This window comes from Pseudomonas sp. PDM03 (genome assembly GCF_014852385.1).
Classification (GTDB): Bacteria; Pseudomonadota; Gammaproteobacteria; order Pseudomonadales; family Pseudomonadaceae; genus Aquipseudomonas; species Aquipseudomonas migulae.
In genome coordinates, this window is record NZ_JACVBM010000005.1 from 136,537 (window position 1) to 162,755 (window position 26,219).

Genomic DNA, 26,219 nt, shown 5'->3' on the forward strand with positions numbered 1-26,219 from the left:
CAGGGTCGATTCCTGGAGTTGGATTGCGAGTTTAAGGCGAAAACCGCGTTATCGTTCATCGCGAGCAGGCTCGCTCCCACATTTGATCGTCAGTGAATACAGAACTTGTGTACGACTGAGATCCAGTGTGGGAGCGAGACCGGCTTGCCGGCGATGAGGCCATCAAAGGCACTATTTCAATCAGCGGTCAGCAAACCCTTTACCCACCGCCGCCAACTCCCCAATCAACCGCGCCGGCTGCCAGTGATCACCCTGTTTGGTTTCCAGCTGCAGTAGCCGCTGATGAATATCCGCCACCCCCTGCTGATCCGCCCAGGCCATCGGCCCGCCCTTGTCCGCCGGAAAACCATAACCGTTGAGGTACACCAGATCGATGTCATGTGCCGACGCCGCAATCCCTTCCTGAAGAATCTTCGCGCCCTCGTTGACCAGTGCCAGCAAGCAGCGCTCCAGAATCTCCTCAGGCCCGATCTCTCGACGCTGGAAACCCAATCCTTCGCTGACCTCCAGCACCAGCGCATCCACCTGCACATCGTGCTCAGCCTGGCGACTGCCCGCTTCGTAGTGGTAATAGCCGTTGCCACTCTTCTGCCCGAAACGGCCCAGTTCGCACAGACGGTTATCCACTTGAACCTGCGGCGCATCCTGCCCCTTGCCGGCCAGCTCCCGAGCCCGCCATTCGAGGTCGATACCAACCACGTCGTACATGCGGAACGGCCCCATGGCGAAACCGAACCCCTGCAACGCCGCATCCACCTGATAGGGGTAAGCGCCTTCAAGCAGCATCTTGCGTGCTTCCAGCACGTAGGTTTTGAGCATGCGGTTGCCAATGAAGCCCTCGCAGTTGCCCGACACCACGCTGACTTTGCCCATGCGTTTGCCCAGGTCCAGCGCGGCTTCCAGCACCGCCGGTGAAGTCTGTGCGCCACGAACGATTTCCAGCAGTTTCATGATGTGCGCCGGGCTGAAGAAGTGCAGGCCCAGGACTTGTTTGGGGCGGCGGGTGGCGGCGGCAATGGCGTCGATATCCAGCGCCGACGTGTTACTGGCCAATATGGCTTCGGGCTTGAGCAGGCCATCCAGCTCGCGGAAGATTCTCTGCTTGAGCTCGAGGTTTTCGTAAACCGCCTCGATCACCAGATCGACCTCGCGGATCGCTGCGTAATCGGCAGCAGCCGTGACCCGTGCAATGCGCGCATCCGCCTCAGCCTGATCAATCCGCCCCTGCCGCACGTTGTGCGCGTAGGTCTCAGCCACGCTGGCCAGTGCCTGCTCAAGCATCTGCGGATTGTTATCGACCCACTGCACCGGCACCCCGGCATTGGCCAGGCACATGACAATGCCACGGCCCATGGTGCCCGCACCGATGACGGCAGCGCGCTGAATGTTGAACGGTGTCTGGCTCATGGTTGTTCTCTTATTGGCGATCCAAAGACAGACCCCACCATAGTCAGCCACCCGGTTTTTTTGAAATTTATTCCTGTGATGGGGGACATTCAGCGGATGGATGCACGTCCGCCAGACACTGACATCCCTGTAGGAGCAAGCTTGCTCGCGATGAGGCCATCACCTTCAACATCAATGTTGAATGTTGAATGTTGAATGTTGAATGTAAATCCGCCATCGCCAGCAAGCCGGCTCCTACAAAGGTACGGTTCAGCCTGAGAGATGCTGCTCAACCCAAGTCCGTACTTCGCCATACGGATACTCTTCCAGCGCCGCAAACCCCGGAATCGACCGTGCCTTGAGCTTGGTAAACAGCGGCACACTGATCCCGCACAGAAACCGTGTCACCCGCTCAGCGGGAGGAACGCTGCCGGTGTGCTGCTCGTGCCTGTGGATAAAACCACCACACAGCGCCTCGAAGTTTTTATCCACAAGCGCCGGCAACTCCGGCGGTGCGGGCAGCCGCGCCACATGCCCGTGACACACCGAACAATGCCCGCACTGCTGCGGCGAGTTTTCGTCACCGAAGTATTCGGCCAGGCGATTACCCAGGCAGTGGTCAGTGGCGAACAGATCGAGCATGGCGTGAATCCGCGCAATCTCGGTGCGTTCGTGCCGGGTGAAACAATCATGCAGTTCGGCACTCAGCGCCTGAATGTCGAACTCCGTTTGCAGCAGGCTGTAGACCTCGGTCATCTGCTTGCTTTCCAGCTCGACCCAACCCTTTTCCTGGAAGTAATCCAGCGCCTTGACCACCCGATTGCGTTCGGCTTGATGCTGCTCGTACAGCGCATCGAAATTCACCGTCGCCCAGGTCCGCGCGCGGCTGGAGGTCTGGATGATGGCCGCGACGAAATCCTTGCGCTCACCCTCGAAGCGGGCCAGCAAGTCTTCCGGCTCCAGCAAATACTTGAAGCGATATTCAGCGTAATAGGCGTAACGCGGGGCGATGATCCCGCGCAGCTCCAATTGCACCAGCAAGGTCTTGAGCGGCAACTGGCGAATATTGCTCTGATCGGCCAACGGCCCTAGCAGAAACTCCCAATGCCCCTCGGGCGCGGCGGCTTGCAATTCGTCGAGCACATGACGGATGCCTTCCAGCTCCGGCGTGTCGCCGTAGACGAAATTTTCCAGCACGTTGAGGCTGTCGCGGTTGGCCAGTACCAGGCAGTCCGATGGCTGCCCGTCACGCCCGGCGCGACCGATTTCCTGGCTGTAGTTTTCGATGGATTTGGGCAGGTCGAAATGCACCACGTTGCGGATGTCGCTCTTGTCGATGCCCATGCCGAAGGCGATGGTGGCGACGATGCAATTGGACTGGCCGCCCATGAATCGTTTCTGAATGGCTTCGCGTTGTTCGTGGGGTAAACCGGCGTGATAGGCCTCGGCCTGAATACCGTTGCGATTCAAGTGTTCGGCGATATGTTCAGCGGTTTTCTGCAGGGTGACGTAGACGATGCTCGGCTGGTTGGGACGCTCGCTCATCCATTCGACCAAGCGTCGCCGTTTGTCCTGACCACGCACCGGTTCCACCAACAAGTTGAGGTTCGGCCGGTAGAAACCGGTGGTCACCACGTCTTGCGGGGCAATGGCGAATTTCGCCTCCATGTCGGCGATCACTTTCGGGGTCGCGGTGGCGGTCAGCAACAGCGCTTGAGGAATGTTGAACTGGCGCTGGTAATCCGGAAGCTTGAGGTAGTCGGGGCGGAAGTTATGGCCCCACTCCGAGATGCAATGCGCCTCGTCCACCACCAGCAGCGAGATGGGCACTTGCTGCAAGAAATTGCGGAAGCGCTCGTTCTTAAGGCGCTCCACGGAAATCATCAGGATCTTCAATTCGCCGGACTTGGCGCGGGCCATCACGTCACTGGCGTCATCGCGGCTTTGAGCCGAATCGATACTGCCTGCCGAAATGCCATGGCGCTGCAGAAACGCCAATTGATCCTGCATCAACGCGAGCAGCGGCGAGACCGCCAGCGTCAGGTGCGGCAGCAACACCGCCGACATCTGGTAACACAGGGACTTGCCTGAACCCGTAGGGAAAATCGCCGCCGCCGAGCGCCCGGCCATCACCGCGCTGACCACCGCCTCCTGGCCGGGTCGAAACTGTGGATAACCGAAAACCTGTTCCAGGGTGTTGTGCATAAGCTGTCACTCCGTTGACCGCTGCGAAGCCCAAAGCCTAGCCGGTGATCGCAGCGAGTCGAGAAAAGGTCGGGGGCAAAAACGATACGGGATGATACAGCGGATGGCGCGGGGGGGATTGCGGGGGTTGAGGAATATGGCGACCGGTAGATCGCCATCGCTAGCAAGCCAGCTCCTACAGTTGATCTTCGCACCTGCCCCTTTTGTAGGAGCTGGCTTGCCAGCGATGAGGCCTGCAGCCTCACCAAAAAATCATGGTTGATCCCTTCAGGGCACCAACACCGCCACCCGCAGCTGTTCATTCAACATCTGCTCATGAAACACCTGGCTCTTGCTCGCCCACACCGCATGGGCCGGGCTGATTTCGCCGGTGAACGCCGCCGCCAACTGACGCAAATCAGCGACGCTTCGCACTCGCGGGCAGAACGGTTCGCCGTCGCAGTTCTGACTGGCGTTGCGGTAGGTGGTCAGCAACCGGTCCCACAACCCGTCACGCACTTGTCGCACAGACTTGAGCTTCAATGCCTGCACGCCCAGACGCTGTTTCAGCCCCTGCTCGTCCAGCGATTCGCTGGCCAGCAACGCCTTGCCAAACATCAACACCTCAGCGCGGGATGCGGTGTCCATGTTCGCCTGCGTGGTGAGGGCATCCGGCCAACCGGTGCGGGCCATGTTGGCCAACATCATCGAACTGCCGGCGTCGGCCGCGCCCGTCAAACGACAAACACCCGCCCACAACAACAAAACCGAGGCCATACGTAGCCACTGCATACCTAATTCCCTTTAAGTGCCTAACCAGGCATTTTCGAAATGCCCTACAGATTCTGGCGCGCACCATACAGAGGTTTACTGCGCCGCGCCTGATAAACACGTAGGAAATTTCACCAGTAGGGGTTTCGGTGAAAAAAACCTCGGGAAACGCGTAGGGCCAATGCCCGAAGACCAGTAAATCCCCTACACATTCTGTCGATTGCGGCTGTATTGCCGCAGCCCGCCGTCCCCTTCATAGTTTTCGGCGCGGCTGAAACAGTGTGTCGGCCTGCCCGACTTCCCAAAGGACTGCCCCTCGATGCAAGATCGCTACCGCCCCCTCAAAAGCAGCTACAGCGACACCCCGGTCCTGGTCATCGACACCGAGGCCGACCCACACGAAATCCTCGACGCCGCCAGCCAACGCATCCACGCCGCCAGCGACCTGCTCGAAACCCTGTATTGCCTGTGCTTCAAACAGGCGAACGCAAGCGACATCCCCAACATCGTCAACGCCCTCTACCTGCTGACCCAGGACGGCAACGAACTCCTCGACATCGCCCGCCAACGCCTCCCAAAACTCACCGCCGGCTAATGCCACCCCCAATCCCCTTGTAGGAGTGAGGCTGCTCGCGATGAACGATAACGCGGTGTACCTGACTAAAAATTTCGGCTGGGGATAACTCCGTAGGCAACGCCCTATCAAAGCTTCATCCCGGTCCTACAACAGAAGACACCTTATCGACTATCGCCAACTCGCTACTCAAACCTATAGTCGGACTGTCGCTGCCAAATCAGCGACCGGGCTTGGTCACCCGAACAGAGAACTCATTTCGCTTCCGTTGTATGCTGCGGCACCTCAAGTGCCTGCACGCTATATGGTGGCTGTGTTCGGGACGCCTTTGGGCGTACCGGCAAAGTGAGTTCTCACCGGTTTGACCAACCCGAACACAGTCCGCCTCCCATCGCTTGGTCACGATGGTGGTGGTTTTTCCTGGTGCACTTGAGAATTCTCACTATGAGCAAATGGAATCCGTTCACAAACGATCGCTACCTTCCACTCCAAACCAACCTCACCGATTCCCCGCCCCTGATCATCGACACAGAAGCCAACCCGCAAGACATCCTCGAAGCCGCCCTCCAGCGCATCCGAGCCTCCAGCGAACTGCTCCGAACCCTGCATTGCCAAAACTTCGAGCAAGGCGATCTAGAAGACATCCCCCACATCACCCACGCGCTCTACCTCCTGACCCAGGATGGCTGCGACCTGCTAAAAGTCGCCCAACAACGCATGTTGGGTTGGAAAGCCCCCACCTGACGCTAAGCGCTAACAGGTAAGCCGCACCCTTGTGGGAGCTGGCTTGCCTGCGCCTCGCAGGATTCGACACGTCACCAGAGGACCTCGTCACTCCACTTCCTGCGCGAGAGAAAGTGCTCGCCAAATACCGGGAAGACAATCCGTCACAATCTCCTCCTGCCCTTCCCACCAAACCTGACGACCAATAAGATCCGCCCAAGCCCAACCGGACGCCCCCGAATGAACCTCGCCCCCAACTTCCCCGACAACCACACCATGCACCTGCTCATGCAGCTGCTGCACGAAGAAATTGGCCTGCCCGAACGCAAAACCATCAGCCTCACCACCTCGATCAACTTCGATCTAGGCTGCGACGGCGCTGACGCCCGGCATCTGATGGAAGCGCTGGAAGAACAGTTCGGGGTCGACTTCGTGGACTACGATGCCTATCGCTACTTTCAGCCGGAAGGGTTTGATGTGTTTCTCAAGCGCAGGGCAAAGGGCCGTGGCGACAAGGTGCCTTTAACCATTGGCATGCTTTACCAAGCGACTCAGACGCAACGATGGGATACACAGGCGCTAGAGAGCCTGTAGCACCTAAGTCATCACCGAAGCCAAACCCGAGCATAAGTAGCAATATTCTGGCTGTTTATCTAGATTTACGCTGGAATAATGCTTGTTACGGTAAATGAGCAAATCCAAATCAGATAGCGTCAACCGAGAGAAGTCCCTGTAGGCAAGACCAGCACAACAACCAACAAGTGCTATTATTCTGGCAGTAAAGCCTGAAAAATGAAGGAATAATGGCACATGGCAAAGAAGACAGCGCCACTCCTGCCCGCCGCAGCCAAGCTACTCTCCGAGTTTGGGGAGCGACTGAAACTCGCTCGGTTGCGCCGCAAGCTGACAGCCAAGCAAGTCGCCGAGAGGGCTGGCATGTCCCTGACCACGCTGCGCTCTCTGGAGTCGGGTGGGTCAGGTGTGACAATGGGCGCCTATTTATCAGTGATGCAGGTGCTGGGGCTGGAGAAAGACTTGAGCAAGCTCGCTGCGGAGGATGAATTGGGGCGCCAACTACAGGACGCTCAATTAATCCCAGGAGCAAAACTCGCAACCAATAAACGCCGACGAGTACGCAGTGTGACTACCGCGACGGTATCGCCACCTATTCGCGACAGGGAAGTTGAGGCATTTGAGAGTCCCGCCCTCGCTGCTGATTTCCCTTTGAACACGCACTCCTTATCCAGTTTGTTAACCAAGAAAAAACCTAAACCTACGACGGGCAAAAAATGACACGGATCGCGGTGTATGCCGATTGGGAGTCTTTGAATGGCCCAAGGCGCCTTGGGTTCCTTCATGCCAGAAAGGCTCGCTCCAGCAACGTATTCGAGTTTGAGTACGACTCCGCAGCACTGGCCGATCCCGAATTGAACTTCACATCGCTGGACCCGCGCATCGGCCTCTTCGAAGGCCGACAATTTCCCGGTCAGCATCAGACCCGGTTTGGCGTTTTTGCCGACTCAAGCCCCGATCGATGGGGGCAATTATTGATGAAGCGGCGCCTGGAGCGAGACATCCGTGAAGGGTTTGCGCCTCAAGGCACCAAACTGTACGAATCGGATTTCCTTCTAGGCGTTCATGACCTCTATCGGGTCGGAGCTATCCGCTACAAGCTCAATGATGAAGGCAACTTTCTGGATGATCGCGATGGTTTGGCGGCCCCTCCTTTCGTCGAATTACGCGCATTAGAGGAAGCAAGCCGCGCCTTGGAAAGCGATCCGGACAACACGTCTCCAGACGGGCGCGAATGGCTGAGGATGCTGATAGCACCCGGTGGCTCACTAGGGGGCGCCAGACCCAAGGCCAGCGTTGCCGACGAGCGTGGTCATTTATGGATCGCCAAGTTTCCGAGCTCTCGCGATGACTATGACATCGGCGGCTGGGAAATGGTGGTCAATGCCTTGGCAAATCACTGTGGCTTGCGGGTTGCAACCGGCACTGCACGCCGCTTCGCGAGCGATCACCACTGTTTCATGGTCAAGCGTTTCGACCGTACAGAACAGGGTGGCCGACTGCATTTTGCATCAGCCATGACCATGACCGACCGCGTTGACGGTGACGATGCATCGGTAGGTGCCAGCTATCTTGAGTTAGCAGAAGTGCTCATGGAGCACGGCTCGGAAACCAATGCGGATCTTCGCGAGTTGTGGTCTCGTATCGTGTTCAACATCCTTGTTTCCAATACTGACGACCATCTGCGCAACCACGGCTTTATCCTTGATCCCGGCCGGGGGTGGCGCCTGTCTGATGCCTACGACATGAACCCTGTGGCACACGCCGATGGGCTGAAGCTCAACATCACAGATGCCGACAACGCGCTGGATCTTGAGCTCGCTCGCGAAGTGGCTGAGTACTTCCGGGTAAGTCGAGCAGATGCGGAAGAAATTATTGAGAGCTTCCAAGAGGTAGTCAGCCAATGGCCAACGCTGGCCAATGCACTGGGATTGTCGAGGCGTGAGCAGGACAATATGGCGCCTGCATTCCGGCTTTCAGGAGTTTAGTTTTTTGGAGTCGTGCAAGGCATAACACTCGGATACTCGGACGCTGGGAAACCTCTAACGTCCGCAGTCTATAAGGACATAGCGTGGACGTACTGATGGGTTTACTCGCCGCCTTACTGTGGGGCGGCACGGATTTTCTGGTGGGGTTGAATGCCCGCGCAGTGGGCGTAAAACGCGCCGTATATTTCGGTCAGGCGCTGGGGTTCAGCATCATGAGCCTGCTGTTGGTCGCCTTCCCCGCGTTCATTCTTAAGTCGATGTCGGCGTCACTCACTGTCTGGCTGTTCGGCGTTGTCGCCGCCGTGCTGACGGTGTCTGGTGCCCTCGCGTTGTCCAAAGCCTTTGCCCTCGGTAAAGCGTCCATCGTTGCGCCGCTGGTAACTTCTTATGGCGTTGTGACGACGCTGCTGTCCTGGGCCGGAGGTGAGCAGATCAGCATGATTCAGCTGCTTTGCATTGCTCTGTGCGTGATCGGGGTGATTCTCTCCAGCATTCATTCCGACTCGAAAATCCCACACACCACTCAAGCCAGCAGCTCGATCGCCTACGCACTGTTGGCCGCCCTTTTCTATGGCACCAGTTTCTGGCTGCAAGGCCACTTTGTGCTTCCGGTACTTGGTCCGATAACGATGCTTTGGCTCGCTTATCTGGTTGGTCTGATCGTGCTGGTGGTGATCGTCCTGAGGATCAAGGACGGACTGAAAATCCCACCGTTGAAAAACTGCATGACACTGACCGGCGCCAGCCTGATGAACCTGGGTGGGTTTTCTTCTTTCGCCTGGGGGGCGGTGGCAGGATCGGTTTCGGTGGTAACGGTGATCAGCACACTGTCCGGAGGAATCGCGGCGATTCTGGGATACGTATTCTTCAAGGAAAGGCTGGCAAAGTTACAGGTGCTTGGCGTGGTTCTGGTGTTGGTGGGCGCGTTCGTGTTGCACCTGAAAACCTGAGCCGCCCTCACAAAAAAGGCACCTTACGGAATCCTGGATAACGCACGACCTGTAGGAGCCGGCTTGCTGGCGATAAACTCAAGTACGCTGCGTTTATCCAGACAGCACGCGTTATCGTTAACGACCATCGCCAGCAAGCCGGCTCCTACAGGTCGTGTGATATTCGTTACCCACAAAAAAGCCGCCCCAAAGGGCGGCTTTTTCATTACATCAAACCAATCTTACAACTTCGGCCCAGCAGCCTTGATCGCGTCGCTCACTTCGAACTTCTTGAAGTTCTCAACAAACAACCCGGCCAGTGCTTTAGCCGCTTCATCGTAAGCAGCCTTGTCAGCCCAGGTGTTACGTGGGTTCAACAGGCCAGTCTCAACGCCCGGTACGGCCAGTGGCACGTCGAGGTTGATGGTGTCGAGGTGTTCGGTTTCAGCACCGATCAACGCGCCGCTCTGGATCGCTGCGATGACGCCGCGAGTAGTCGGGATGTTGAAGCGTTTGCCGACGCCGTAGCCGCCGCCGGTCCAGCCGGTGTTGACCAGGTAGACCTTGGAGCCGAAGCCGCGGATGCGTTTGATCAGCAGTTCTGCGTATTCGCCGGCCGGACGCGGGAAGAACGGTGCGCCGAAGCAGGTGGAGAAGGTCGACTTGATGCCGCTGCCGGAACCCATTTCGGTCGAGCCCACCAGTGCGGTGTAGCCGGACAGGAAGTGGTAGGCCGCTTGTTCTTCGCTGAGGATCGACACTGGTGGCAGTACGCCGGTCAGGTCGCAGGTCAGGAAGATCACAGCGTTTGGCTCGCCACCGAGGTTCTTCTCGGAACGCTTGGCAACGTGCTCCAGCGGGTAGGCGGCGCGGCTGTTCTGGGTCAGGCTGACATCGGCGTAGTCGGCGTGCTTGGCGTCGTCGATCACGACGTTTTCCAGGACTGCGCCGTGCTTGATGGCTTTCCAGATGACCGGCTCGTTCTTCTCGGACAGGTCGATGCACTTGGCATAGCAACCGCCTTCGATGTTGAAGACAACGCCTTCGCCCCAGCCGTGTTCGTCGTCACCGATCAGGTAACGGCTTTCGTCGGCCGACAGGGTGGTTTTACCGGTGCCGGACAGGCCGAAGAACAGGGTCACGTCGCCCGCTTCGCCGATGTTGGCGGCGCAGTGCATCGGCAGTACGTCAGCGGCAGGCAGCAGGAAGTTCTGCACCGAGAACATGGCTTTCTTCATTTCACCGGCGTAACGCATGCCGGCGATCAGCACTTTCTTCTGTGCGAAGTTGATGATCACGCAACCGTCGGAGTTGGTGCCGTCACGCTCTGGCACGCACTCGAAGTTGGCAACGTTGAGCACTTGCCACTCTGCACGACCCGCCGGGTTGTACTGGGCCGGGTTGATGAACAGGCAACGACCGAACAGGTTCTGCCAGGCAGTCTGGGTGGTCATCTTCACGGCCAGGTAGTGATCTTCGGCCGCGCCTACATGCACGTGGGAAACGAAATGATCTTGCGCGTTGTTGAAGGCCTCGACGCGAGCCCACAGGGCATCGAACTTGTCGGCCGGGAACTTGCGGTTGATCGGGCCCCAGGCGATAGCGGCCTGGGTGGTCGGCTCTTCAACGATGAAACGATCGACTGGCGAGCGACCGGTACGGTGACCGGTGCGAACAACCAGCGCGCCGGTATCGGCAAGCTCGCCTTCACCGCGATTCAGGGCTTCTTTAACCAGATCATCAACACTCAGATCGGTGTACACGGCGTTATTGGCTTGCGTCATGAGGTTCCCCGTCGGCCAGTGGCCGAGTGCTCCAAACGTTTTGTAGTAGAAAGTCGTGCACTACTACCGCGAAAAAAGTGGGCCGGATTATGCCAGAAACGCCCAAAAAAAGTAGGGCCCTCCCGTCGTAACGGCGTTATTCCGGCACTTTCCAGTGAATTTACCTGCGCTGAACCGTTTTAGTGACGGGTATCTGACGGCGTCTCGACGCCCGCACCGGCGAATAATTGAACGATATCGGCGGCGTCGAACAGGTAACGTTCATTGCAGAACTGGCAGTCGACCTCGATGTTGCCACCGTGTTCGACGACCAGGCTCTGCGCATCTTCCAGACCCAAACTGACCAGAGCATTGGCAGAACGTTCGCGCGAGCAGCTGCAACGGAAGCGCAATTTCTGCACATCGAACAGCCGGACCTGCTCTTCGTGGTAGAGACGATGGAGCACGGTTTCGTTGTCCAGACCGAGCAATTCATCGGCGTTCAGGGTGCTGGCCATCGCGGTGATGTGCTGCCAGCTGGCGGCGCGTTCTTCTTCGTCTTTCAGGCGGTCGGCGGGCAGTTGCTGCAGCAACAGGCCGCGGGCGCGACGGCCATCGGCGTACAGCCAGAAACGCGTGCCCACCTGTTGCGACATCACGAAGTAGTTAGTGAAGCACTCCGACAGGGTTTCGCCATCCAGGTCGACGATGCCCTGATAACGCTGGCCCACGGTCGGGTCGACGGTCAGCGCCAATACGCCGTTGGGCATCAGGTCGGCGAGGGTGGCGTCGGGGGCGATCTGGTCGGCCTCGTAACGGGCCAGGCCACGGATGTCACGTTCGCTGGAGCATTCGATCATCAGCAACGGGATCGGGCCGTCGGATTTCGCCTGAAGAATCAGCAGACCATCAAACTTCAAGGTGCCGACCAGCAACGATGCCGCGGCCATCAGTTCGCCAAGCAGTTGCGCGACCGGCTCCGGATACGGGTGTTTGGCAAGAACCTCGGCGTAGCTGCGCTCCAACGAAACCAGCTCGCCGCGGGTGTCGCTGTCATCGAAGATGAAGCGTTGGGTGTAGTCGGTATCCGGTAGATCGGTCATAGGTCTGGGTATCTGAAGTAAATGATAAAAAGGTTACAAACGAGAAAATCGCGCCTCTGTAGCACCGTTTTGGTGCGCACTGTTCAGCCATGGGAGGCATTTTATGAACAATCCGGTTTTGTTCCAAGCAAGGTGGAACGTCCGCCGGTGGCGTTGTGCAATTTTGTGCCGCTGGTGCTGCTGGCCTTCTGGTTATGGCCTACAGGTCAGAGGCTGTGTGTGATTTTCGACGAGTGGCTTTCCATCCACTCGATTCGCCGCTGGCGATTCACCCGATATGGCTGCGCATTCGGGCAATTGCAAGTCTGCGACCGTTTGATGCGGTGGTCTGGGGGATACTGCTGGTCGGATAAGTGTGGTGCGTAGCGCCTGAATCCGGGGATGGCTGGCGAGTGCTGCGCACTCGATCGCGAGCAGGCTCGCTCCCACATTGAAATGCGTATCCCTTGTGGGAGCGAGCCGGCTCCGGGCGGCGTTCCGACGAAGGCGTCAGCCCAGACAACGCAGAAACAACCGACTCACTCGTCGTTGCTGCTCCCACGAAATTTAAACAGATCCCGCCGCTGCTTCTTGCTCGGCTTGCCGTCGGTGCTCACGCCCAGCGAGCCCGCCTTGCGCATCGCCGCAGCCGCTTCGCGCTTGGCGATGCTGGCCTCGGTTTCGGCGTACAAGGTCTGAGCTTCCGGCGCACCACGGCGCACGATCGATAACGCCTGGACCACCACCGTACGCTCCTCGAACCCTGCGCGAATCTGAAATTCGTCGCCGATCCGCGGCTCTTTGCCCGGCTTGCAGCGCTCGCCACGGCAATGCACCTTGCCACTTTCAATCGCCGCTTTCGCCAAGGCACGTGTTTTATAAAAACGCGCGGCCCACAACCACTTATCGAGACGGACCTTGTCGTCCTCTTCGCTTTTTTGTGCCATGGAATTTCCTCATTCTGAAATATTGGTGAACTGTACTACCGTTTCTGTCGTGCCAGGATTTCCACCGACCCGTACTACAATGCGCACGCCACACCTCGCTTGCAGGGGTGGAATTCCGGGCCGTAGATATCTGTCGCCTTTTAACCATTATTCTGCGTGAATACCGCGAATCCGGCCGCGTGCGGCCCCAGCGGTATCCACCGGTTGAGTACCTTTGAAGACATTTGACCATTTGACCGTTGTCGGTCTGCGCGAGTGGGTGGCGCTCCCGGATTTGGGAGTCGCGGGCCTGCGGGCAAAAATCGACACCGGCGCCAGCACCTCCAGCCTGCATGCCACTGACATCGAGCCGTTCGAGCGCGACGGCGAGAACTGGGTGCGCTTCACGGCGCATCTGGGCACGGTGGTGCAACTGCGTCACCGGCGCTGCGAAGCACCACTGGTGACGATGAAATCCATCAAAAGCTCCAACGGCCAGGCGCAGAAGCGTTACGTGGTCAGCACTACCCTGGCCCTCGGTGATCGGGTCTGGCGGGTCGAGTTCACCCTCGCCTGCCGCAAGTCCATGCGTTATCGCCTGCTTCTCGGTTCCAAAGCCCTGATCGACGGCCAACTGGTGGTCAATCCGGGCATTAAATATGTACAAGACAAGCCGGTGTTCCCGGTATCTACCTCCTCCACAGGTGTTGCATGAAGATCGCTGTGCTGTCGCGGAACCCGCGTCTGTATTCCACTCGTCGTCTGGTCGAAGCCGGTACCGAGCGTGGCCATGAAATGGTGGTGATCGACACCCTGCGCGCCTACATGAACATTGCCAGCCACAAACCGCAGATCCACTACCGCGGCAAGCCGCTGGAAGGTTTCGACGCGGTGATCCCCCGGATCGGTGCCTCGGTAACGTTCTATGGCTGCGCGGTGCTGCGTCAGTTTGAAATGATGGGGGTGTTCCCGCTTAACGAATCGGTGGCCATTGCCCGCTCGCGGGACAAACTGCGTTCGCTGCAATTGCTCTCGCGCCGTGGGATCGGTTTGCCGGTCACCGGGTTTGCCCACTCTCCGGATGACATTCCCGACCTGATCGACATGGTCAACGGCGCGCCGCTGGTGATCAAGGTGCTGGAAGGCACCCAGGGCATCGGCGTGGTGCTGTGCGAAACCGCGACGGCAGCGGAATCGGTGATCGAGGCGTTCATGGGCCTCAAGCAGAACATCATGGTTCAGGAATACATCAAGGAAGCCGGCGGTGCGGACATCCGCTGCTTCGTGGTCGGCGACAAGGTGATTGCGGCGATGAAGCGTCAGGCCAAGCCTGGGGAGTTTCGCTCCAACCTGCATCGCGGTGGCAGCGCCAGCCTGATCAAGATCACACCGGAAGAACGCATGACTGCATTACGCGCGGCGAAGGTGATGGGACTGGCGGTGGCGGGTGTGGATATTCTGCGTTCGAATCACGGGCCGTTGGTGATGGAAGTGAATTCGTCGCCGGGGCTGGAGGGGATCGAGACCACCACCGGGAAGAATGTGGCGGGGATCATCATTGAGCATCTTGAGAAGAATGGTGGGCCGAATATGACTCGGACCAAGGGTAAGGGCTGATCCTGAATAGTGGCGGCAGTGATGCCGCCATCGTCGGAACGCAGCCCGGAGCCGGCTCGCTCCCACAGGGGAACGCATTCCAATGTAGGAGCGAGCCTGCTCGCGATGAGGCCGCCCGCCGCGACAAAGTTCTTAACGCTTAAACCGCATCCCGAGGCAACATCAACCCCAACGGCAACCGAACCCGCGCTTCCAACCCACCACCAGTACGATTGCGCAGTTCAACATTCCCGCCATGCATCGAAGCAATCCGCTTCACGATCGCCAACCCCAACCCGGTCCCTTTGCCACCGCGAGCGCGATCCCCACGGGTAAACGGGTTGAAGATCGCCTCCAGCTCCGACGGATCAATCCCCGCCCCACGGTCCATGACGCTCAGCACCACATACGGGGCGCTGACATCCCCGGACACATAAGCCGCCACCTCAACACCGCTGCCAGCGTGATGCAGCGCATTGCCGATCAGGTTGTTCAGCAACCGTTTCATGGACACGCGACGCAGCGGAAACGGCTGAATCGGCTCCAGACGCAGGCGTACTTTCTCTTCATTCTGGTTAAACGGTGCGGCGACTTCACGAACCAGATCAGTCAGGTCCACCTCTTCCACCGATTCATCACGGCCATCGCGAATGAACGCCAGGAACTGATCGAGAATCGCGTCCATATCCTCAATGTCGCGGACCATGTCGTCCGTCAGGTCGCTGTGATCGCCCATCAACTCCAGCGACAGACGCAACCGGGTCAGCGGCGTACGCAGATCATGGGACACGCCCGCCAGCATCAGCTCGCGCTCGCGGCCCGCCTGCTCGACGTCTTCGGCCATCTGGTTGAACGCGCGGTACACCTCGGTCATCTCGCTCGGTGTGTCGCTGATCGGCAAACGTACGCTGCGGCCCTGGCCAAGTTGGCGGGCGGCATAGACCAGGCGCTTCAACGGTTGGTTGAGCTGACTGACGAAAATCCAGGCCGAGGCGGTGGACAGCAAGCCAATGGCAAGGAACCAGCCGAGCACGTTCCAGATTTTCTGGCCACGCAAAGGATGCGGATACAGCGGCACCTTCAGCCACCCATCGCCCAGGCTCGGCGCCCGGACCCACAGCGCCGGCGGCGAGTGCATGCGCAGTCGCACCTCGGTGTCGGCGCCGAGTTCGGCCTGCATCTGCCGCTGATAGATCTCGCTGTAAGGCCAGTGTTGCTCGCCCTCCGGCACCCCGGTGCCCACCACCCGGATCAGGGTCGCGGCTTCGGCAATCTTGTCGCGGTTGTTTTCATCGGCCGCCCAGTAGGCGCGCAGCGTCAGGGCGACGCCGTGGCTGTATTGACGATCCACCAGCACGTCTTCGTTCATCAACAGATAAACCAGGGTCAGCGCCTTGGAAAACAGGACAACAATCAGCACCAGCCACAGGGTGCGGGAGAAGAAACTCTGGGGGAACCAAACCGGGGTTTTCATGAATAACCGCTACACACTTGCAGGAGCGAGCGATGCTCGCATATTGCGGATCGCGAGTCTGCGGACAACATCATCCGCACGACCCGCTCCTACAAATCGCCGATCACTTGGTGGCGGCGCCATCCGGAACGAACACGTAGCCCACGCCCCAGACAGTCTGGATGTAACGCGGCTTGGACGGATCAGGCTCGATCATCCGGCGCAGACGGGAAATCTGCACGTCGATGGAACGCTCCAGGGCATCCCACTCGCGGCCACGGGCCAGGTTCATCAGCTTGTCGCGAGTCAGTGGCTGACGGGCGTTCATGACCAATGCCTTGAGCACCGCGAACTCACCGGTGGTGAGCATGTGCACTTCGTCACCGCGTTTCAGTTCGCGAGTGGCCAGGGACAGTTCGTAGTCACCGAAGGTCACGCTTTCGTCTTCGCTGCCCGGCGCACCCGGCACCGGCGCCGATTGACGACGCAAGACCGCTTTGACGCGAGCCATCAGCTCATCCGGGTTGAACGGCTTGGCCAGGTAATCGTCGGCGCCCAGTTCAAGGCCCTTGATGCGGCTCAGCTCGTCGCCCTTGGCGGTGAGCATGATGATCGGAATCTGATTGTTCGCGCCGCGCAGGCGGCGGCAGGCGGTCAGACCGTCTTCGCCGGGCAGCATCAGGTCGAGGACGACCAGGTTGAACACTTCACGCGCCAGCAGGCGGTCCATTTGTTCGGTGTTCGGTACGGCGCGGGCGCGGTAGCCCTTGCTGACGAAAAAGCGTTCCAGCAGGCTGCTGAGCCCCGGATCGTCGTCAACGATAAGAATTTTTTCGCCTTCAGCAATGTTTGCAGTGCTGCTCATTGGATGCTCCTTTGATCTCGGCGCGCATTATGGCGTAGCTGCCGTTATACGCACCGTGTGCATTGTTAGCAGATTTTTCCTTCACCGCCAGAAATCCGGGCATTGTGCCTACAGCCTGTGATGCCCCCGAATGACAGAACGCTGGTTATAATGCGCGGCCTTTTGTGTCAGGCAACGTCTGATCGTTACCGTCGCGGCGGCTTTTTATTTTCATCGCCACGGCAGTAATTGTTCGATTTCACGGGTCAACGGGATGCCTGTTGATCCAGGTAGCGGCGCAGGCCAGGCCGCTCAACCAGACTCGCCGAGCCTTTATCCCCGCGCCCGCGAGCCTGCTTTCACAATTTGTCAGGTGGTTTTATGGACAGCATCAACAGCCGCATCGCCGAGGAACTCGGCGTACGCCCACAACAGGTCGAAGCGGCCGTCGCGCTACTCGATGAAGGCTCTACCGTTCCCTTCATCGCCCGTTACCGGAAAGAAGTGACCGGCAGCCTCGATGACATCCAGTTGCGTCATCTGGAAGAGCGTCTGCGCTACCTGCGAGAACTCGACGAACGGCGCATCAGCATCCTCGCCAGCATCGAAGAGCAAGGCAAGCTGACCCCGCAACTTGAACGCGACATCAAGCTCGCCGACACCAAGACCCGCCTCGAAGACTTGTACCTGCCGTACAAGCAGAAGCGCCGCACCAAGGGCCAGATTGCCCTGGAAGCCGGCCTCGGCGAGCTGGCCGACGGTCTGTTCAACGACCCCTCGCTGGCCCCGGACACCGAAGCCGCACGCTTCATCAACGCAGAAAAAGGCGTGGCCGATGTGAAGGCGGCCCTCGAAGGCGCCAAGTACATCCTCATGGAGCGCTTCGCCGAAGACGCTGGCCTGCTGGACAAGCTGCGCAACTACTTGAAGCAAGAAGCCACTCTCAGTGCCCGCGTGATCGCCGGCAAGGAAGAGGAAGGCGCCAAGTTCCGCGACTATTTCGAACACGACGAACCGCTGAAAAGCATGCCGTCGCACCGCGCGCTGGCGATTTTCCGTGGCCGCAACGAAGGCATTCTCAGCTCCGCGCTGAAAGTCGGCGACGAACTGCCGGGCACCATGCACCCGTGCGAAGGCATGATCGGTCAGCAGTTCGGCATCCAGAACCAGAACCGCGCTGCCGACAAATGGCTGGGCGAAGTGGTGCGCTGGACCTGGAAGGTCAAGCTCTACACCCACCTCGAAACCGATCTGCTGGGCGAGCTGCGCGATGGCGCGGAAACCGAAGCGATCAACGTATTCGCACACAACCTGCACGACCTGCTGCTGTCGGCTCCGGCCGGCCCGCGTGCCACCCTGGGCCTCGACCCGGGCCTGCGCACCGGTTGCAAGGTCGCCGTGGTCGATGCCACCGGCAAGCTGCTGGATCACGCCACGGTTTACCCGCACGTGCCGCACAACAAGTGGGACCAGACGCTGGCGATTCTTGCCGCCCTGTGCGCCAAGCACTCGGTGGACCTGATTGCCATCGGCAACGGCACCGCCAGCCGCGAAACCGACAAGCTGGCTGCTGAGCTGATCAAAAAATACCCAGCCATGAAGATGACCAAAGTCATGGTCTCCGAGGCTGGTGCATCGGTTTACTCGGCGTCGGAACTGGCTTCGAAGGAATTCCCGGACCTCGACGTGTCGATCCGTGGCGCGGTGTCCATCGCCCGTCGCTTGCAGGATCCGCTGGCCGAGCTGGTTAAAATCGATCCGAAATCCATCGGTGTCGGCCAGTACCAGCACGACGTGTCGCAGCTGAAACTGGCGCGCGGCCTGGACGCGGTGGTCGAGGACTGCGTGAACGCCGTCGGCGTGGACGTGAACACCGCTTCCGTGGCGCTGCTGGCCCGTATCTCCGGCCTCAACGCGACCCTGGCGCAGAACATCGTCAGCCACCGTGACGAGCACGGCGCGTTCAAGACCCGCGCAGCGTTGAAGAAAGTGGCGCGCCTGGGCGAAAAAACCTTCGAACAGGCCGCCGGTTTCCTACGCGTGATGAACGGCGACAACCCGCTGGATTCGTCTGCGGTTCACCCGGAAGCCTATCCGCTGGTGCAACGCATCGCTGCTGAAACCGACCGCGACATTCGCTCGCTGATCGGCGACGCGAGCTTCCTCAAGCGTCTTGATCCGAAGAAGTACACCGACGAAACCTTCGGTCTGCCGACGGTCACCGACATCCTGCAAGAGCTGGAAAAACCTGGCCGCGACCCGCGTCCGGAGTTCAAGACCGCCGAGTTCCAGGAAGGCGTCGAAGACCTCAAGGACCTGCAGCTGGGCATGATCCTCGAAGGCGTCGTGACCAACGTGACCAACTTCGGTGCGTTCGTCGATATCGGCGTGCATCAGGACGGTTTGGTGCACATCTCTGCGCTTTCGGAGAAGTTCATCAAGGATCCGCGTGAAGCGGTGAAGGCCGGTGACGTGGTGAAAGTGAAGGTCATGGAAGTCGATATCCCGCGCAAACGCGTCGGTCTGTCGATGCGCATGAGCGACACCCCGGGCGAGAAAATCGACGGTGCCCGTGGTGCGCGTCCGGGGTCGGCACCGCGCCAGTCCCAGAACACTGCACCGCGCAAGGAAACCACGGCGGCGACCCCGTCCAACAACGCCATGGCTTCGCTGTTCGCTAACGCCAAGCAGTTGAAGAAACGCTGATGGAAATCCCGGCCGGGCTGACCGAAAGCGCGTTTTTCAAGCTGCTGGGCTGTCGCTTGCACAGCCTGGAAACCGGGGTGGCGCAAGTCGCCCTGGCGCTGGAACCCGAACTGCGCAATCGCGGCGGCAAGTTGCACGGCGGGGCCTTGTTCAGCCTGGTGGACATTGCCATGGGGCTGGCCTGTTCCAGCACCCACGGCTTTGACCAGCAGAGCGCGACCATCGAGTGCAAGATCAACTACATCCGCGCCGTTTCCGACGGTGAGGTGATGTGCACGGCGCGGGTCATTCACCCGGGCCGCCGCACGCTGGTGGTCGAAGCCGACGTGATGCAGGGCGACAAACTCGTCGCAAAAGCACAAGGCACGTTCGCTGTCCTGTAGCTAGCCGTCATCGATTTGAGGTAATTTCGGCGCTATGACCGCAGTGCCGCAATTTCCTGTAGGAGCGAGCCTGCTCGCGATTGCGGTGTGTCAGACGACTTAAACGTTGACTGACACTCCCTAATCGCGAGCAGGCTCACTCCTACAGGGGATTGCGGCGCTCGATCCTTGGCTGGCTGCCAGTCGTTCTGTGCGGCTCAAAAACCAGGCGAAAACGCCAGTTTCAACTTCACCCTTGTAGACCGTCCTGCCCACCCCCATATTGGGGCGACTGACGCGTGAAGGAATCCAACTTGAGCGAACTTCTCAACCGCCGCCTGGCTCTGCTCGGCGAGCGCGCTAACCTCTCTCTGCTCGAACAGTGCCTTCACGGCATCGAACGTGAATGCCTGCGCGTGACCGGCGAAGGTCGCCTGGCGCAAACGCCGCACCCGGAAGAATTGGGTTCCGCGCTGACCAACGAACAAATCACCACCGACTATTCCGAGTCGCTGCTGGAGTTCATCACGCCCGCCCTGCCCAACCCGGCCGACACCCTGGCGAGCCTGGACAGGATTCACCGTTTTGCCTACAGCAAGCTCGGCAACGAGTACCTGTGGAGTCCATCGATGCCGTGCCCGTTGCCGGCCGAGGAAGATATCCCGATCGCCTATTACGGCACCTCCAACATCGGCAAGCTCAAGTATGTCTACCGCAAGGGCCTGGCCCTGCGCTACGGCAAGACCATGCAGTGCATCGCCGGGATTCACTACAACTTTTCCCTGCCGGAGAAGCTCTGGCCGCTGCTCAAGCAGGCGGAAGGCTTTGTCGGCACTGACCGCGACTATCAGTCGTCGGCCTACATCGCGCTGATCCGTAATTTCCGCCGCTACAGCTGGCTGCTGATGTACCTGTTCGGTGCTTCGCCAGCGCTGGACGCCGGCTTCCTGCGCGGTCGCACGCACCAGTTGGAACAGCTGGACCCGGACACTCTGTACCTGCCGTACGCCACCAGCCTGCGCATGAGCGACCTCGGTTACCAGAGCAACGCCCAGGCCGGCCTGACGCCGTGCTACAACGATCTGTCGAGCTACACCGACAGCCTGCGCAAAGCGGTGGCCACACCGTATGCGCCGTATGTCGAAATCGGCACGCATCAGGATGGTGAGTGGGTTCAGCTCAACACCAACATCCTGCAGATCGAAAACGAGTACTACTCCAACATCCGCCCGAAACGCGTGACCTACACCGGCGAGCGGCCGATCCAGGCGCTGGTGGCCCGTGGCATTCAGTACGTCGAAGTGCGTTGCCTGGACATCAACCCGTTCCTGCCGATGGGCATCGACCTGACCGAGTCGCGGTTCCTCGATGCGTTCCTGCTGTATTGCGCGCTGAACGACAGCCCGCTGTTGACCAGTAATTCGTGCGGCAACGCGACATCGAACTTCCTCAGCGTGGTCAAGGAAGGTCGCCGTCCGGGCCTGCAACTGCAACGCGACGGTCAACCGGTTGACCTGAAAGAGTGGGCGGGCGAGTTGCTGGAGAAGATTGCGCCACTGGCGGCGTTGCTCGATCAGAGCCATGGCGGCGATGCGCACAGCAAGGCATTGGACGCGCAACTGGCCAAGGTCAAGGATTCGTCCCTGACGCCATCAGCCCAGGTGCTGGCCGCGATGGCCGAGCACAAAGAAAGCTTCAGCCAGTTCTCCCTGCGCCAGAGCCAGGCCCATGCGGAATATTTCCGCAGCGAGCCGTTGCGCAGCGAAGACCAGGCAACATTTGAAGAGCGCGCGCGCTCCTCGCTGGCAGAGCAAGTGGAGCTGGAGCAGAACGAAGTCGGCGATTTCGATGTGTTTGTCGGCTCGTATCAGGCAAGCATTTTGGCAATCAGCAACTAACCTCTGAAGGTCCTGCGGACCTTGATCGCCAGCAAGCTGGCTCCTACAAAGATCATGTGCCTCACACATAACCCTGTAGGAGCTGGCTTGCCGGCGATGGCGGCCTGGAATTCACCGCAAGCCTCAAGGGCCTCATCGCCAGCAAGCTGGCTCCTACACAGATATGGGATCGCCACAAAATTGCGCGCCCAACGCAAAACCCTTGTAGGAGCCGGCTTGCCGGCGATGGCGGCCTGGAATTCACCGCAAGCCTCAAGGGCCTCATCGCCAGCAAGCTGGCTCCTACACAGATATGGGATCGCCACAAAATTGCGCGCCCAACGCAAAACCCTGTAGGAGCTGGCTTGCCAGCGATGGCGGCCTGTAATTCACCGCAAGCCTCAAGGGCCTCATCGCCAGCAAGCTGGCCCCTACACAGATATGGGATCGCCACAAAATCGCGCGCCCAACGCAAAACCCTTGTAGGAGCCGGCTTGCCGGCGATGGCAGCCTGGAATTCACTGCAAGCCTCAAGGCCCTCATCGCCAGCAAGCTGGCCCCTACACAGATATGGGATCGCCACAAAATCGCGCGCCCAACGCAAAACCCTTGTAGGAGCTGGCTTGCCAGCGATGGCGGCCTGGAATTCACTGCAAGCCTCAAGGGCCTCATCGCCAGCAAGCCGGCTCCTACAAGGAAGCTGCGCGATAATGGCACTTAGAATATTCCGCTCATAAGCTCATTCGAAAAAGTTATTTATTTTCTGATTCTTATATCATTTAGTCTCTTTTTCACGCCGACTCTCGGTCCGCCTGACAAGGAGCTTCCTAATGAAACTGCATTTCCCTCTTCGCCTCCTGGCGGCCGCGTCTTTGGCTGCGGCGAGTTTCTTTGCCCAGGCGGCTGACGTGACTGTCGCCTACCAGACCACCGTGGACCCGGCGAAAGTCGCCCAGGCCGACGGTGCTTACGAAAAAGCCACCAACGCCAAGATCGACTGGCGCAAATTCGACAACGGTGCCGACATCATCGCCGCCATCGCTTCCGGCGACGTGCAGATCGGCTACCTCGGTTCCAGCCCTCTGACGGCCGCAATCACCCGTAAAGTCCCGGTTGAAACCTTCCTCATCGCCACCCAGATCGGTGCCGCTGAAGCCTTGGTTGCCCGCGACGGCTCCGGGATCAAGACGCCGCAAGACCTGATCGGCAAGAAAATCGCCGTGCCGTTCGTTTCCACCGGCCACTACAGCCTGCTCGCCGCGTTGAAACACTGGAACATCGACCCTTCGAAAGTCACCGTGCTCAACCTCGCCCCGCCAGCCATCATCGCCGCATGGAAACGCGGTGACATCGACGCCACCTACGTGTGGGACCCAGCGCTCGGCGTGGCCAAGGAAAACGGCAAAGTGCTGATCACCTCTGGTGAACTGGCCAAGTTCGGCGCACCGACGTTCGATGCCTGGATCGTGCGTAAAGACTTCGCCGAGAAGCACCCGGAAATCGTCACCGCGTTCGCCAAAGTCACCCTCGACGCCTACGCCGATTACCGCAAAGACCCTAAAGCCTGGCTCGCCAATCAATCCAACGTCGACAAGCTGGTGAAGCTGTCCGGTGCCAAGGCCAGCGACATTCCGTTGCTGCTGCAAGGCAACGTCTATCCGCTGGCGGCTGATCAGGTGATCACCCTTGGCGCGCCGACCACCAAAGCCATCACCGACACCGCCGCGTTCCTGAAAGAACAAGGCAAGGTCGAGGCCGTGCTGCCGGACTACGCGCCGTACGTCAGCGCCAAGTTCATCACCAACTGATCGGGAGTTAATTGCGATGGCCTTGCTACAGCTGGAGCGCATCAGCGCACAGTACCCCGGTAGTCCGGAACCGGTATTGGCGGATATTTCCTTGAGCCTTGGGCCCCAGCAATTGCTGGTAGCCCTCGGCCCGTCCGGCAGTGGCAAGACTTCGCTGTTGAACCTGATTGCCGGTTTCGTCGAGCCCAGCGCCGGGCGCATCACCCTCGATGGCGTGCCGGTCAAAGGCCCGAGCGCCGAACGCGGCGTGGTGTTTCAGGACGACGCGCTGCTGCCTTGGCAAGACGTGCTGGCCAACGTCGGTTTCGGTCTGGAACTGGCCGGTGTCTCCCGGGACAAACGTGAAATCCGCGCTCGGGAAATGCTCGCACTGGTGGACCTTTCCGGTTTCGAAAATCGGCGTATCTGGCAGCTGTCCGGTGGCCAGAAGCAGCGTGTCGGCCTCGCCCGTGCACTTGCCGCCGACCCTCGCGTGTTGTTGATGGACGAACCTTTCGGCGCCCTCGACGCCTTCACCCGCGAACAGATGCAGGAGCTGCTGTTGCAAGTCTGGCAGCGCACCGCCAAACCCGTATTCCTGATTACCCACGATATTGAAGAAGCGGTGTTTCTCGCCACGGACCTGATTCTGCTGGCGCCAAACCCCGGGCAAATTGTCGAGCGCCTGAGCCTGGATTTCGGTCAGCGCTACGCCGCCGGCGAGTCCGCACGGGCGATCAAATCCGACCCGCGCTTTATCGAAACCCGCGAACACGTACTTGCCAAAGTGTTCTCCCAACGCAGCGCCGCCACGCGGCAGGAGCGCGCATGAGCAGCTATGAAATTCCGGCCGTGACGGTGAAACCGGGTTCGACGGTGATTCCTGTTCGGCGCAGCCTCAGTACTCGCTGGATCAGCGTGCTGACCCTGGTCGCGCTGGTTGCCCTGTGGTGGGCCGTTACCGCCACAGGAATGATCGAGCCGCTGTTCCTGCCGCCACCGTCCGCAGTGCTGCAAAAAGGCTGGCTGCTGGTGACCACCGGTTACATGGATTCGACGTTGTGGCAGCACTTGGGCGCGAGCCTCAGCCGCATCGGCCTGGGCCTTGGTTTTGCCGTGCTGACCGCCGTGCCGGTCGGCATCGCCATCGGTCACAACCGTATTGCGCGCGGCATTCTCGATCCGCTGATCGAGTTCTACCGCCCGATTCCACCGCTCGCCTATCTGCCGTTGATTGTCATCTGGTGCGGCATTGGCGAGCTGTCGAAAGTGTTGCTGATCTACCTGGCGATTTTCGCCCCGATCGCCATCGCCACCGCGACTGGCGTGCGCACCGTCGACCCGGCCAAATTGCGCGCCGCGCAGTCCTTGGGCGCGACCCGGGCGCAGTTGATTCGCCATGTGATTTTGCCGAGTGCCTTGCCGGATATCTTGACCGGTGTGCGCATCGGTCTGGGCGTGGGCTGGTCAACGCTGGTCGCCGCCGAACTGATCGCCGCCACCAGCGGCCTGGGCTTCATGGTGCAGTCGGCCGCACAGTTCCTGGTCACCGATGTGGTGGTGCTGGGGATTCTGGTGATTGCGATGATCGCCTTCGCCATGGAGATGGGCTTGCGTGCGCTGCAACGCAAACTGGTGCCGTGGCACGGCCAGGCTCACTAAAGACTTGTCATTGACCATGCCGACAGATCGGCACCCCGGATTGAAGAGAACCACCATGAGCAACCTGACAATCGTCCCCCTCAGCTCCGCCCTCGGCGCGCAAATCAGCGGCATCGACATCAGTCAGCCATTGAACCTGGAACAGCGCGATGCCATCGAGCAGGCATTGCTCAAGCATCAGGTTTTGTTCTTCCGCGACCAGCCGATCACGCCGCAGCAACAGGCGCGATTCGCCGCCAACTTCGGCGACCTGCACATTCACCCGATCTACCCGAATGTGCCCGAACAGCCGGAAGTGCTGATCCTCGACACCGCCGTCACCGACGTGCGCGACAACGCGATCTGGCACACCGACGTGACCTTCCTGCCGACCCCGGCGATGGGCGCGGTGCTCAGCGCAAAACTGTTGCCGGAGTTTGGCGGCGATACGTTGTGGGCAAGCGGCATTGCGGCCTATGAGGCGCTGTCCGCGCCAATGAAAAATCTGCTGGAAGGGCTGACGGCGACGCACGATTTCACCCGCTCATTTCCGTTGGAACGCTATGGCAACACGCCTGAAGCATTGACTCAGTGGGAAGAGGCTCGCCGGAAAAATCCACCGCTGTCGCACCCGGTCATTCGTACACACCCGGTGAGCGGGCGCCGTTCGTTGTTCGTCAGTGAAGGGTTTACGTCAAAGATCAATGAACTGTCGGAAACCGAGAGCGAGGCGATTCTGAAGTTTCTGTTCGCCCATTCCACGCGACCGGAATTCACCATTCGCTGGCGCTGGCAGCAGGACGACATCGCGTTCTGGGACAACCGCGTGACGCAGCATTACGCGGTGGATGACTACCGGCCGGCACGGCGGGTGATGCAGCGGGCGACGGTGTTGGGGGATGTGCCGTTTTTTCGGTAAAGCCGGTTTTTTCATTGGCTATTCTGGCCCCATCGCGAGCAGGGCTCACTCCTACAGAGTTATCGGCTGGCCACACATTTTGTGATCAACCCTAACCCCCCTGTAGGAGCGAGACCGGCTTGCCGGCGATAGCGG

At 59.6% G+C, this 26,219-nt stretch carries 23 protein-coding genes and 1 pseudogene; 16 read left to right on the forward strand and 8 right to left on the reverse strand.

From position 1 onward, the window contains the following. Window positions 1–180: 180 nt before the first annotated feature. The 3 genes from IB254_RS10520 to IB254_RS10530 form a co-directional block, all read right to left on the reverse strand. The gene (locus IB254_RS10520; protein WP_192417233.1) at window positions 181–1,407 is read right to left on the reverse strand and encodes a 3-hydroxyacyl-CoA dehydrogenase; all 1,227 of its coding nucleotides are present in this window, start codon (window positions 1,405–1,407) and stop codon (window positions 181–183) included. Between the two features lie 249 nt (window positions 1,408–1,656). Next, window positions 1,657–3,591, reverse strand: a complete 1,935-nt coding sequence (locus IB254_RS10525) for an ATP-dependent DNA helicase RecQ (RefSeq protein WP_192417234.1) — start codon at window positions 3,589–3,591, stop codon at window positions 1,657–1,659. 267 nt (window positions 3,592–3,858) lie between these two features. Then, entirely contained in the window at window positions 3,859–4,362 is a 504-nt protein-coding gene (locus tag IB254_RS10530; protein ID WP_008040133.1) for a hypothetical protein, read from the reverse strand. Between the two features lie 298 nt (window positions 4,363–4,660). Between IB254_RS10530 and IB254_RS10535 the strand changes: the two genes are divergently transcribed. From IB254_RS10535 to IB254_RS10560, 6 genes are all read left to right on the forward strand, one after another. Beyond that, window positions 4,661–4,936, forward strand: a complete 276-nt coding sequence (locus IB254_RS10535; RefSeq protein ID WP_192417235.1) for a hypothetical protein — start codon at window positions 4,661–4,663, stop codon at window positions 4,934–4,936. A gap of 423 nt (window positions 4,937–5,359) precedes the next feature. Further along, window positions 5,360–5,659, forward strand: a complete 300-nt coding sequence (locus IB254_RS10540; RefSeq protein WP_192417236.1) for a hypothetical protein — start codon at window positions 5,360–5,362, stop codon at window positions 5,657–5,659. A 219-nt stretch (window positions 5,660–5,878) separates the two neighbouring features. Then, window positions 5,879–6,232, forward strand: a complete 354-nt coding sequence (locus IB254_RS10545; RefSeq protein WP_192417237.1) for a DUF1493 family protein — start codon at window positions 5,879–5,881, stop codon at window positions 6,230–6,232. A 216-nt stretch (window positions 6,233–6,448) separates the two neighbouring features. Further along, window positions 6,449–6,931, forward strand: coding sequence for a helix-turn-helix domain-containing protein (locus IB254_RS10550; RefSeq protein WP_192417238.1), 483 nt, complete (start codon window positions 6,449–6,451; stop codon window positions 6,929–6,931). After that, on the forward strand, window positions 6,928–8,199 hold the full coding sequence (locus tag IB254_RS10555; RefSeq protein ID WP_192417239.1) for a type II toxin-antitoxin system HipA family toxin: 1,272 nt from the start codon (window positions 6,928–6,930) through the stop codon (window positions 8,197–8,199). Before IB254_RS10550 ends, IB254_RS10555 begins: the two co-directional genes overlap by 4 nt. Window positions 8,200–8,294: 95 nt before the next feature. Further along, entirely contained in the window at window positions 8,295–9,149 is an 855-nt protein-coding gene (locus tag IB254_RS10560; RefSeq protein ID WP_192417325.1) for an EamA family transporter, read from the forward strand. A gap of 221 nt (window positions 9,150–9,370) precedes the next feature. On the opposite strand, the gene IB254_RS10565 is transcribed toward IB254_RS10560, so the two are convergent. Together IB254_RS10565 and hslO are read right to left on the reverse strand one after the other, a co-directional pair. Continuing rightward, window positions 9,371–10,912 carry a phosphoenolpyruvate carboxykinase gene (locus tag IB254_RS10565; protein WP_008025058.1) on the reverse strand — a complete coding sequence of 514 codons (1,542 nt, stop codon included), beginning with the start codon at window positions 10,910–10,912 and terminating at the stop codon, window positions 9,371–9,373. Between the two features lie 179 nt (window positions 10,913–11,091). After that, a complete protein-coding gene (gene hslO / locus IB254_RS10570) occupies window positions 11,092–11,994 on the reverse strand; it encodes an Hsp33 family molecular chaperone HslO (protein WP_192417240.1) in 903 nt (300 codons plus the stop codon). 103 nt (window positions 11,995–12,097) lie between these two features. On the opposite strand from hslO, the pseudogene IB254_RS29490 reads away from it, so the two are divergent. Continuing rightward, window positions 12,098–12,338 (forward strand): annotated as a pseudogene (locus tag IB254_RS29490) (phosphoesterase); the annotation flags it as partial. Between the two features lie 174 nt (window positions 12,339–12,512). Here IB254_RS29490 and IB254_RS10575 read toward each other — a convergent pair. Continuing rightward, entirely contained in the window at window positions 12,513–12,920 is a 408-nt protein-coding gene (locus IB254_RS10575) for an RNA-binding S4 domain-containing protein (RefSeq protein WP_008025063.1), read from the reverse strand. Window positions 12,921–13,152: 232 nt separating this feature from the next. On the opposite strand from IB254_RS10575, the gene IB254_RS10580 reads away from it, so the two are divergent. Continuing rightward, window positions 13,153–13,614 (forward strand): ATP-dependent zinc protease, encoded by a 462-nt coding sequence (locus IB254_RS10580; RefSeq protein ID WP_192417326.1) that lies wholly within the window; start codon window positions 13,153–13,155, stop codon window positions 13,612–13,614. After that, window positions 13,611–14,516 carry a 30S ribosomal protein S6--L-glutamate ligase gene (gene rimK, locus IB254_RS10585; protein WP_007949201.1) on the forward strand — a complete coding sequence of 302 codons (906 nt, stop codon included), beginning with the start codon at window positions 13,611–13,613 and terminating at the stop codon, window positions 14,514–14,516. Before IB254_RS10580 ends, rimK begins: the two co-directional genes overlap by 4 nt. Window positions 14,517–14,655: 139 nt before the next feature. Here rimK and IB254_RS10590 read toward each other — a convergent pair whose 3' ends face one another. Both IB254_RS10590 and ompR read right to left on the reverse strand, forming a co-directional pair. Continuing rightward, entirely contained in the window at window positions 14,656–15,969 is a 1,314-nt protein-coding gene (locus IB254_RS10590) for an ATP-binding protein (RefSeq protein WP_192417241.1), read from the reverse strand. Between the two features lie 103 nt (window positions 15,970–16,072). After that, window positions 16,073–16,813, reverse strand: coding sequence for a two-component system response regulator OmpR (gene ompR, locus IB254_RS10595; protein WP_008032260.1), 741 nt, complete (start codon window positions 16,811–16,813; stop codon window positions 16,073–16,075). Window positions 16,814–17,173: 360 nt separating this feature from the next. Here ompR and IB254_RS10600 point away from each other — a divergent pair, with 360 nt between their 5' ends. From IB254_RS10600 to tauD, 7 genes are all read left to right on the forward strand, one after another. Further along, window positions 17,174–19,498 carry a Tex family protein gene (locus tag IB254_RS10600; RefSeq protein ID WP_192417242.1) on the forward strand — a complete coding sequence of 775 codons (2,325 nt, stop codon included), beginning with the start codon at window positions 17,174–17,176 and terminating at the stop codon, window positions 19,496–19,498. Further along, entirely contained in the window at window positions 19,498–19,881 is a 384-nt protein-coding gene (locus IB254_RS10605) for a PaaI family thioesterase (protein ID WP_008019061.1), read from the forward strand. The genes IB254_RS10600 and IB254_RS10605 overlap by 1 nt, the downstream gene beginning before the upstream one ends. 293 nt (window positions 19,882–20,174) lie before the next feature. Beyond that, window positions 20,175–21,758 carry a glutamate--cysteine ligase gene (gshA, locus tag IB254_RS10610; protein ID WP_192417243.1) on the forward strand — a complete coding sequence of 528 codons (1,584 nt, stop codon included), beginning with the start codon at window positions 20,175–20,177 and terminating at the stop codon, window positions 21,756–21,758. A gap of 809 nt (window positions 21,759–22,567) precedes the next feature. After that, window positions 22,568–23,545: a taurine ABC transporter substrate-binding protein gene (gene tauA / locus IB254_RS10615; protein ID WP_157709949.1), complete on the forward strand. Its 978-nt coding sequence runs from the start codon at window positions 22,568–22,570 to the stop codon at window positions 23,543–23,545. A gap of 16 nt (window positions 23,546–23,561) precedes the next feature. Continuing rightward, entirely contained in the window at window positions 23,562–24,356 is a 795-nt protein-coding gene (gene tauB / locus IB254_RS10620) for a taurine ABC transporter ATP-binding subunit (RefSeq protein WP_008040159.1), read from the forward strand. Further along, complete coding sequence (tauC, locus tag IB254_RS10625) at window positions 24,353–25,186, forward strand: taurine ABC transporter permease TauC (protein WP_192417244.1); 834 nt, start codon at window positions 24,353–24,355, stop codon at window positions 25,184–25,186. The genes tauB and tauC overlap by 4 nt, the downstream gene beginning before the upstream one ends. Window positions 25,187–25,241: 55 nt before the next feature. Beyond that, window positions 25,242–26,084, forward strand: coding sequence for a taurine dioxygenase (tauD, locus tag IB254_RS10630; RefSeq protein ID WP_192417245.1), 843 nt, complete (start codon window positions 25,242–25,244; stop codon window positions 26,082–26,084). Window positions 26,085–26,219: the final 135 nt, after the last annotated feature.

What these genes read in the sequence shown, in the direction of transcription:
- IB254_RS10520 (WP_192417233.1), bottom strand. Translation starts at nt 1,407, where the DNA reads ATGAGCCAGACACCGTTCAACATTCAGCGCGCTGCCGTCATCGGTGCG.
- IB254_RS10525 (WP_192417234.1), bottom strand. Translation starts at nt 3,591, where the DNA reads ATGCACAACACCCTGGAACAGGTTTTCGGTTATCCACAGTTTCGACCC.
- IB254_RS10530 (WP_008040133.1), bottom strand. Translation starts at nt 4,362, where the DNA reads ATGCAGTGGCTACGTATGGCCTCGGTTTTGTTGTTGTGGGCGGGTGTT.
- IB254_RS10535 (WP_192417235.1), top strand. Translation starts at nt 4,661, where the DNA reads ATGCAAGATCGCTACCGCCCCCTCAAAAGCAGCTACAGCGACACCCCG.
- IB254_RS10540 (WP_192417236.1), top strand. Translation starts at nt 5,360, where the DNA reads ATGAGCAAATGGAATCCGTTCACAAACGATCGCTACCTTCCACTCCAA.
- IB254_RS10545 (WP_192417237.1), top strand. Translation starts at nt 5,879, where the DNA reads ATGAACCTCGCCCCCAACTTCCCCGACAACCACACCATGCACCTGCTC.
- IB254_RS10550 (WP_192417238.1), top strand. Translation starts at nt 6,449, where the DNA reads ATGGCAAAGAAGACAGCGCCACTCCTGCCCGCCGCAGCCAAGCTACTC.
- IB254_RS10555 (WP_192417239.1), top strand. Translation starts at nt 6,928, where the DNA reads ATGACACGGATCGCGGTGTATGCCGATTGGGAGTCTTTGAATGGCCCA.
- IB254_RS10560 (WP_192417325.1), top strand. Translation starts at nt 8,295, where the DNA reads ATGGGTTTACTCGCCGCCTTACTGTGGGGCGGCACGGATTTTCTGGTG.
- IB254_RS10565 (WP_008025058.1), bottom strand. Translation starts at nt 10,912, where the DNA reads ATGACGCAAGCCAATAACGCCGTGTACACCGATCTGAGTGTTGATGAT.
- hslO (WP_192417240.1), bottom strand. Translation starts at nt 11,994, where the DNA reads ATGACCGATCTACCGGATACCGACTACACCCAACGCTTCATCTTCGAT.
- IB254_RS10575 (WP_008025063.1), bottom strand. Translation starts at nt 12,920, where the DNA reads ATGGCACAAAAAAGCGAAGAGGACGACAAGGTCCGTCTCGATAAGTGG.
- rimK (WP_007949201.1), top strand. Translation starts at nt 13,611, where the DNA reads ATGAAGATCGCTGTGCTGTCGCGGAACCCGCGTCTGTATTCCACTCGT.
- IB254_RS10590 (WP_192417241.1), bottom strand. Translation starts at nt 15,969, where the DNA reads ATGAAAACCCCGGTTTGGTTCCCCCAGAGTTTCTTCTCCCGCACCCTG.
- ompR (WP_008032260.1), bottom strand. Translation starts at nt 16,813, where the DNA reads ATGAGCAGCACTGCAAACATTGCTGAAGGCGAAAAAATTCTTATCGTT.
- IB254_RS10600 (WP_192417242.1), top strand. Translation starts at nt 17,174, where the DNA reads ATGGACAGCATCAACAGCCGCATCGCCGAGGAACTCGGCGTACGCCCA.
- IB254_RS10605 (WP_008019061.1), top strand. Translation starts at nt 19,498, where the DNA reads ATGGAAATCCCGGCCGGGCTGACCGAAAGCGCGTTTTTCAAGCTGCTG.
- tauA (WP_157709949.1), top strand. Translation starts at nt 22,568, where the DNA reads ATGAAACTGCATTTCCCTCTTCGCCTCCTGGCGGCCGCGTCTTTGGCT.
- tauB (WP_008040159.1), top strand. Translation starts at nt 23,562, where the DNA reads ATGGCCTTGCTACAGCTGGAGCGCATCAGCGCACAGTACCCCGGTAGT.
- tauC (WP_192417244.1), top strand. Translation starts at nt 24,353, where the DNA reads ATGAGCAGCTATGAAATTCCGGCCGTGACGGTGAAACCGGGTTCGACG.
- tauD (WP_192417245.1), top strand. Translation starts at nt 25,242, where the DNA reads ATGAGCAACCTGACAATCGTCCCCCTCAGCTCCGCCCTCGGCGCGCAA.